Annotated in this window: 1 protein-coding gene; it reads left to right on the top strand. The window is 53.2% G+C overall.

Features of this window, described 5'->3' with window-relative positions; all coding sequences use genetic code 11:
• On the top strand, window positions 1–1,144 hold a 1,144-nt coding region (locus tag HP570_RS29080), incomplete at both ends, for an amino acid adenylation domain-containing protein (protein WP_173627962.1).

Genomic DNA, 1,144 nt, shown 5'->3' with positions numbered 1-1,144 from the left:
TGCAAACCAGCTGGCGCACTATCTGCGGGCGCAAGGAATCGGCCCAGAGGTCTTGGTGGCTGTTCTCATGGAACGTACGACCGAGATGATCGTTGCGATGATGGGCATTCTCAAAGCTGGTGGCGCGTATGTGCCGATTGATCCCGCGTATCCACAAGAGAGAATCGGCTATACGCTGGAAGATTCGCAAGCGGCGATCCTGTTGACCCAAGGAAGCCTGCTATCCATGCTGCCTGAACATACAGCACAAGTGATCTGCCTGGATCGTGACTGGGAGGCTATCGCAGAGCAAAGTGAAGAGAATCTGCTTAATCTGGTAGAGCCAACGAACCTTTCGTATGTCATTTACACCTCGGGCTCGACAGGTCTGCCTAAAGGGGTGGCGATTCAGCACAGTAGTGTCATTGCCTTCATCGCGTGGGCGAAAACGGTCTTTTCCGCAGAAGAAATGAGTGGGGTGCTCGCCTCCACATCCATCTGCTTCGATCTGTCAGTCTATGAAATATTCGTGACCTTAGCCTACGGAGGCAAAGTCATTTTGGCTGACAACGCCTTGCATTTGCCGAGCCTACCAGCAGTCAATGAAGTGACATTGATCAATACCGTCCCATCTGCCGCCAAAGAACTCGTGCGGATGAACGCGATCCCGACAGCGGTACGAGTGGTCAACCTAGCTGGAGAGCCACTGCCAAACACATTGGCACAAAGTCTATATGCACTGGGCCATGTGGAAAAAGTCTTTAATCTTTATGGTCCGTCGGAAGATACGACGTACTCCACGTATGTACAGGTCACCAAAGGCGCCACGTCAGAACCGACGATTGGTCGTCCATTGTCCAACACACAAGCGTATATTCTCGATGCCAACTTGCAACCTGTCCCGTTGGGCTTACCTGGGGAACTGTATCTTGGCGGTGCCGGATTGGCTCGCGGATATCTGAATCGCCCAGAGCTGACCGCAGAACGATTCTTGTCCAATCCATTCCACGCTGACCCGCAAGCGCGGATGTACGGCACCGGTGACTTGGTCCGTTATCTCCCAGATGGACAAATCGAGTACTTGGGACGGATTGACCATCAGGTGAAGATTCGTGGCTATCGGATCGAGTTGGGAGAGCTGGAGGCTGTCCTTCGCACCCATTCG

It is taken from the genome of Brevibacillus sp. RS1.1, assembly GCF_013284365.1.
GTDB classification, from domain to species: domain Bacteria; phylum Bacillota; class Bacilli; order Brevibacillales; family Brevibacillaceae; genus Brevibacillus; species Brevibacillus brevis_D.
The sequence above is the reverse complement of the archived record's forward strand: the minus strand, read 5'-3'. Positions and strand labels throughout refer to the sequence as shown.